The 7,817-nt window shown below is 27.8% G+C and carries 5 protein-coding genes; 1 reads left to right on the forward strand and 4 read right to left on the reverse strand.

All coding sequences use genetic code 11. The features are described 5' to 3' along the window. The 4 genes from VJ881_00440 to VJ881_00455 form a co-directional block, all read right to left on the reverse strand. A partial coding sequence (locus VJ881_00440; protein ID HKL74506.1) for an ATP-binding protein occupies positions 1-1,892 on the reverse strand: 1,892 nt, incomplete at its 3' end. A gap of 190 nt (positions 1,893-2,082) precedes the next feature. Beyond that, positions 2,083-2,748, reverse strand: a complete 666-nt coding sequence (gene phoU, locus VJ881_00445; GenBank protein ID HKL74507.1) for a phosphate signaling complex protein PhoU — start codon at positions 2,746-2,748, stop codon at positions 2,083-2,085. Positions 2,749-2,841: 93 nt separating this feature from the next. Then, positions 2,842-3,684, reverse strand: coding sequence for an EamA family transporter (locus VJ881_00450; protein ID HKL74508.1), 843 nt, complete (start codon positions 3,682-3,684; stop codon positions 2,842-2,844). A gap of 86 nt (positions 3,685-3,770) precedes the next feature. Further along, positions 3,771-6,923: an SNF2-related protein gene (locus VJ881_00455; GenBank protein ID HKL74509.1), complete on the reverse strand. Its 3,153-nt coding sequence runs from the start codon at positions 6,921-6,923 to the stop codon at positions 3,771-3,773. Between the two features lie 103 nt (positions 6,924-7,026). Between VJ881_00455 and VJ881_00460 the strand changes: the two genes are divergently transcribed. Next, positions 7,027-7,817: hypothetical protein (locus tag VJ881_00460; protein ID HKL74510.1), on the forward strand; the 791-nt coding region annotated here is incomplete at its 3' end.

The following is a 7,817-nucleotide window of genomic DNA, read 5'->3' on the forward strand; positions in this document are numbered from 1 at the left end:
CCTAAAAACCCAGCTAAAATCATAACTCCTTTATTATGAATTTTACCACTCATATCTGCTTTTCTCTCTATATTTATTATTCCTTCTTTACCCATATAGGTCCTGGCAGTTATACGTGAAGGCTTACCAAAAGCATATTCTCCAGTTTGATAAACAGATAGGCCATTGATCTGACCGGTTTCTTTTCCTTTCACATCCATCAAAATATGTTCTTTAGCAATCATTTCTCTTATTTTTTCTTCACTTAAATTTGATCTTTCTTCTTTTTTATCTAAAGCTTTTTTAACATCTTCCTTTTTCACATATTCATGATCAGCAATTTTAGCCCAGGTGTTAGATTCATATAATACTTCCATAATATCATTAAAACGAGTAGTTAATTTCTCTTTATCACCGGTTAATCTACTACTATATTCGATAACTCTACATACAGCATCTTTTTTAAATTGCTTTATATTTTCCCTTTCACTTATAAAAGAAATAAATGAAGCAAATTTTTTCATGTTTTCACGGTTTCTTTCCATTTCTACATCAAAATCCGCTTTTATCTTAAACAGTTTTTTAAATTCTTCATCATAATTATAAAGAAGTTGATAAATCATTGGATTTCCAATCATTATTACCTTTAAATCAATATCTATTGCTTCTGGCTTTAAGGTCTTAACAGGTATGGACCTGTACTGTTCACCAATGTTTTCAACAACAACTTCTTCATTTATTAAAGTTCTTTTTAAAGTTTCCCATGAAAGAGGGCTGGTTAAAACATCACGAGCCTGCAAAATTAAATAACCACCATTTGCTTTATGAATAGCACCACTTTTTATCATAGTAAAATCTGTTGTTATTGCTCCGAACTGACTTTTTCCTTCTGTTTTTCCAAATAGATTATAATAAGTGGGGTTAGTTTCATTAATAACAGGAGCACCTTCAGTATCTGAATTATCTACAAGTAAGTTTATTTTATATCTTTTAAAAAATGAACCATTATCATTTTGAGGCATTGCAAAAGGTAATTGAGCTTTTTTATCGTCATCTTTATCTTTAAATTTATTAAGATTATCTACAATATCCTCCTTTACATTATCAAGATAACCAGTAACTTCCTCACATCCCTCATATTTCTCTTTCAAATTAGCAATAATTGGTTCAACAATTGAAAGTCCTACCTTTTTTTCAACTTCCTTTAGTTTATCCTGAGCTTCGGTTTTTAGTTTCCGAATTTGTCTCATTTTATTATCCATTTGCTGTTTAATATCAGCATTTTTATCTCTTAATTCCTGCTTTTTTTCCTCAGATAGTTTCTGATAATCTTCCTGTTCTAAAGGATTCCCATCTTCATCTATAGGAACTGGCATAGGACCCTGAGGTGTATTTTTTAAGGTATAACCATCTTTTTTAATTTCTTCTTCAAATTCTTCCATTATTTTATTAGATTTTTTTTGGTATTCACTCATAATCTGATTTTTCTTTTCCTCGTACTCTTCCCCTTCAAAAGCTGCAGGGATTTCTTCTTTAAGTTCTTGTATTAATTTTTCCATATCTTTTTTAAGCTTTTTTCCTATTCCTGAAGGAAGTTTAAGTGCCTGTGGTTTTTCAGAATCTTCAAAGTTATAGACATAACATAAATCAGGTGGAACTTCTTTATCTTTAGACTTATCTTCAGTAGCTTTTTTAGCAAAGGTACTTTTACCTGTTCCTGGTAAACCAGTCATAAATATATTATATCCTTCTTTTTCTACATTTAAACCAAAATCAACTGCTTCTACAGCTCTATTTTGACCAATTATTCCTTCCTCAAATGGTTCAAGTTCATCAGTTGAAGAAAAATTAAAATCAGATAATTCACAACTCCCTTTTAATTCTTCGACATCGATATAGTTTTTTTCACTCATATATTTCCCTCCTAAACAAACTCATATTTCTTATCAGTAAAATATCTGCTTATATAAATAAATTCTTTATAAAGTTATCATATCCTTCTTTATCAGTTAAAACAAATATAAAAACGGCTCTCCTAATTTTATTTAAAAAGGAGAAGCCGCTTAAATTCTAACTATTATTTTTTTATTAATATCTCTTACTTTAATACTTCACCCGTTTATCTGTTACAATAAATATAGTTTCTTCACCAATATTAGTAGCATGATCTCCAATTCTTTCAAGAGATTTAGCAACATTAATAAATTGTATAACCTGATTTATATTTTTAGTTCCTTCATGATCATCAATAAGTTTTACACTTTTTTCGTACAATTCAGTATAAATATTATCTGCATGTTCATCTTTTCGGCAGGCAGCTTCTGCTAATTCAGCGTTTTCAGTAATATAAGCTTCTAAAACAGCATCTAACATATCAGAAACAAGTTCAGATAATTCTGGAATCAAAATAAGGGGTTCTAAATATTCTTCATTTTTGAGTTCCAAAACTGTTTCAGCAATATTAGTAGCATGGTCTCCAATTCTTTCCAAATTAGTAGCAATATTAACAAGGGCAATATTATAGCGTGCATCACTTATTAAAGGTTTGTTAAATGATAAAAGTCTTGAAACTTCTTCTTCTACAGTAATCATATAATTATCAAGTACATCATCTTTATTTATTACCTGTTTGGCCAATTCAATATCCTGTTCATTTAATGCTTTAATAGCGTTTTGTAGCATATCTTCAGCAATCTCACTCATATCACTAAGATCATCTAAAAGTTGTTTCTTTTTCTGTTCATAAATTTCTTCCATTAATTTACTCACGCCCCTTCTTTGAATTTTTACCCTTATAAATAATATTCTTTAATTTAAGACAAAATCCTTCTTTATTTTTATAGTATTCAATCTTTTTTTGTTTTAAATATTAATTAGGATTAAGGCAATTATAGTCATAAATATAGCAGATACTTCTCTTTTGTTAAGTCTTTCCTGAAATATAATGAACCCTCCCAGACTAATCACTACTATACTACCTGCACTAAAAATTGGAAAGACCACTGCCGTTTTTAAGACATCAAGAGCATTTATCAAGAAAAAAGAAGAAAATAAATTCGGAATACCTACCATGATTCCTGTAATTATATCTTCATTATTTATTTTATTTTTATCTTTGATGGTATATAACAAACTAATCAAAAATGCAGTTACAAAAACAAAAAATAAAAATAAAGGTTTTAAGTTTAGTGAGGCATATTTTTGGAATAATTTATTGGAAAATTCAGCAATTCCTCCATAAAAGAAAAGAAATATTAAAGATAAACGTAGAGCCTGTTTCCAATCTTTGTTAAAAGGAAAATTAACAATTATTATAGATAAAATAGCAAGAGAGATTCCCAGCCATTGAATTGAACTGGGGAATTCCTGCCATAAAACTATTGATAAAAGCATTGGCAATAAAATACCAAGTTTAGAAAACACTCCCGAAAGTCCAACACCATCATTTTTTACACTTTTTTGATAATAAATAAAAGATAAAAAGAAAAATACCCCAGCAAAAATTCCTATAAATACAGTCCAACCTAAACTTGCCTTTTTAGAAAAAACATCATTATTCAAAAATATAACACCTGTAAATTCTTTAACTAAATTAACAAATTCTCCACCTTCAAAATAACTGAATAGTCCTTTCCTTAAAATAAAAAACAGACTAATTGCAAATGCTATAAAATAGTTAGAAGTAGTAACCGCTAATCTGTTCATATTATTTCCTTCACTGTGTTTAAAAATAAGAGCTATAGAAGAACTGCATATTATCGCTAAAATTAAATAAATCAACTATTTTCACCTCAATTATAATTTAATAATTCCTGTATATCTTCCCAGGTTATTGAATCTATAGGATTAGGATTATCTTCAATTACTTTATCAAAAATATTTTCCTTTTTCTTTTGAAGTTTTAACATTTTTTCTTCTACTGTACCTCTGGTTATTAATTTATAAACCATAACTCTTTTATCCTGACCAATTCGATGAGCACGATCACTGGCCTGTCTTTCTACCATAGGATTCCACCAGGGATCGACATGAATTACAATATCAGCTGAAGTTAAATTTAAACCTGTTCCTCCTGCTTTCAAACTAATTAAAAACACTTTAGTTGATTCATCATTATTAAAATGGCGAACTCTCTCCATTCTATTTCTTGTACTGCCATCTAAATATTCATAATCAATTCCACTTTCTTTAAATTTATTTTTTATTATTTTTAACATCTGGACAAATTGACTAAATACAATAAGTTTATGTCCACCCTGAATAGCTTCTTCTACAAGTTCCATCAAGGCCTCTATTTTACCTGAATTTGCCTCTTTCTCAAGTCTATCAAGTACCAAAGAGGGATGATTACAAACCTGTCTCAATTTTGTTAAAGCAGAAAGTACATTAATTCTGGATTTATTGAATCCTTTTTCTTCTATTCTTTGTTCTAACTGCCCTTTTAGTTGATCAAGTACTGTTTTATAAGTGTCTTCCTGTAAAGAATTCATATCTACCTTATGAATATTTAATACTTTATCCGGTAATTCTGTCAAAACATCTTCCTTTTTTCGGCGTAAAATAAAAGGAGCTACTCTTTTCTTTAATTCCATTAATTTATTATCATTATCAGCTTTTTTTACAGGGTTGAGGTATTCTTTGCGAAAATTATTATATCCTCCCAAATAACCTGGCATTAAAAAATCAAAAATAGACCATAATTCTTCCAGGGAGTTTTCCAGGGGAGTACCAGTTAATGCTAATCTTCTCTTGGCATTAATCTTTTTTACTCCCTGTGCTCTTTTTGTTCTATGATTTTTAATTCTTTGAGCTTCATCAAGAATACAGGTGGAAAAGGTATAATCAACTAATTTCTCATGATCTCGACTTATAATAGAATAGGAAGTAATAATAATATCAACTGTTGAAAATTCAGACCTCATCTTATCTCTTTCTTCAGGATCACTATGATAAATGAGATAATCCAGATCAGAAAAGAATTTTTCTATTTCTTCACCCCAATTGTGAATTAAAGTTCGGGGACAAATGATCAACGCCGGCTGGTCATCATCTTTACTTTTTAAAAAAGTAAGAGACTGAACTGTCTTTCCCAACCCCATATCATCAGCCAAAATTCCTCCAAAATTATATTTATCAATAAATTTAAACCAATAATATCCTTCCTTTTGATAATCTCTTAATTTATCATCAACCTCCTTTGGAACACTGCTTTCTTTTATTAAATTATCACCGGTTATATCTTCCTCTAGCTGATTATATACTTTATTTCCTTCAAATTCTATTCCATTTTCTTCTAAGATTTTTTTATAATATAATAGATTATAATAATGACTGCGATAATCGCCTTTCTCATCACTTACTGCTAAATTTAAAGCCTTTTTAGCTTTCTTTTCCTTCTCCCCTTCATTTAATAAAAAATAATTATTATCTATTTTTATATAAGCCTGACCCTGATCATTATATTTCATCATTTCCTTAATTTTATTCCGAGAATAAGTTTTTCCTCCTAAATTATAACTAATTTCAAACTCAAACCAGTCAATTTGATCATTATCATTTTCTTTAAATTCAAAAATTGGTTCTAATTCAATTTTATTAATCTCAATATTATCAAAAGCCTCTGTAGTTTCAATTTTCCACTCTTCAGGCACATGAACAAAACCATCTGTTATAAAATTCTGGATAGAAATATCATCTTTAATTACAAAATCATCAGGACTAACATGAAAATTATATCTTTCTAAAAAATTAACTAATTTTTCACATTCTTCTAATTTCCAAACACTCCATAGATTACTATCTTCATCCAATCTTTCATATTCTTTTTCATCAGGTTCAATACTTAATATCTCAGAATTAACATATTTCTTCTGATCTATTTTTACTTCAGTATGACAGGAAATTATTCCTTCCCTATAATCAAATTTTAAAAAAATTTCTGGAAGATGCTCAAGTAATCTATGTTTTTTTAATTTTTTCGGTAAGTTAACCTCAAAATTATCTTTTAACTCTTCTATAATTTCAAATAAAAATTTTCCCTTATTATCTTCTGGAATTTTGACTTTAGCTGGTAATTTTTTTGCGTCTAAATAATCAAACTGTTTAATAGTATTATCTATTACTGTCCAATATACTTTATCAAATTCATCTTCAGATTCATAAATTTCATATTTGCTGTTTACATTAATCTCTATCTCATTTTCATCACCTGTTATATTTAAAATAGGATAAACTTTTTTTCCCACTTTTGCTTTTTTATTAGTCTCTGAAAAATATACTTCATTATTCTCTATTAAGTTAATTAAAAAATTAAAATTCTCTCTATTCTTATTAAAAAGTAGAGAAGCATCACTTCTGCTCTTTCTGGTTTGAATTTGAGCTAAATAATCTATTACAAATTTATCGTTGTTTTTGAGATTGTTTTCTATAAATTCTCTATCATAATAAGGGAAATCTGAATTATGAGCATAAGCCAAAATTTCATCTATCTTTTCTAAACTCAAATCATCAGCACTAATTGTTATTTTAAAATTAACCATACTATCAGTCAAAAAACCTTTTATATAATATTTAAGTAAAACTTCTTTTTTATCTTTAAAAGCCTTTGTCACTTCAAGTAAATTTCTGAATCTTCCTGCACCATCAATCCCCTCATAATCTTCTTTTAAAAATTTATATAAAACTGCAACCTCATGTTTGCAAACATCTCCCCAATCATAGGGACAGTTACAACTATTATTAAAATATAAATCGTTTTCAACAATCCTCAAATCAATTTTTATTTGATAATTATAAGTACCTCTTACTCTTCCTCTGATTTCATATCTATTATCTTCAGTATAATTTATATGATAATCTTTAATTTTTCCCTGTTTATAATAATTTTTCCCTCTTTGAAAAATTCGTCCAGGAACATTTTTTTCAAGCTGGTCAAGTAGTTTCATCTATTAATCCCCTCTATTTCTTGTTATAATATAATTAAAGGAAATTCATTATTTCCATCATATCAATTTTATTTTTAATTGACAAGAAAAGGAGGGACAAAATATGAGAATTGATAAATTTCTCCATAAAATAAAAATAGAAAACTCTCAAAAAGTAAAAAAATTATTGGACCAAACAGATAAAAGTCCAGAAAGAAAAAACACTCCTACCATACCTCAGAATAATCAAGAAACCCCAAAGACTAATGCCAACTCCAGAATAATATCTTTATTAGAAAATTTAAATACTGAACAGCAAAAAGAACTTTTAAATACCCTCCTTAAAATGAATATACCACTTAAAAAAAATAATCTAAAAATATTAATTAATTTAATAAATACGGAGACAATTAATATAAAAAGTGAAGCTTTGATAAAAGCAATGGCAGTTATGCAAAAAGGTGGTCTTAGTCTGGAAGCTCATTTATTAGAAGGAATAAGCAGAAATTTTGATACTGATAATTCTCAAAGTTTAAAAATAATTGAACTACTTAATAATAATTCAACTAATTCAGAATTAAAATCTAATTTATCCAGTCTGTTAATTGACTTGAGTATCAACAACGAGGAGTTAGGTGAAAATTTGAAAAAATTCACCCAAAATTTAGATAAAAGCTTAGAAATACTATTTAAAGAAAATCAAAATAAAAATAATACTGAAAATAAATTATTAAATCAATTTTTAGGCCAAAAAATTTTAAATAAACAAGATACAAATTTTCTTTTGAATTTAGAAATACCTTTATTCTGGCCAAAAGATGACCAAAGCTATCCTCTTTATCTAAAAATATGGCAGGAAGAAAATAATGATAAAAAAGATAATAATACAAAAGAATACAAAATAGCTTTTAATAT

Source organism: Halanaerobiales bacterium (assembly GCA_035270125.1).
In the GTDB taxonomy this organism is placed as follows: domain Bacteria; phylum Bacillota; class Halanaerobiia; order Halanaerobiales; family DATFIM01; genus DATFIM01.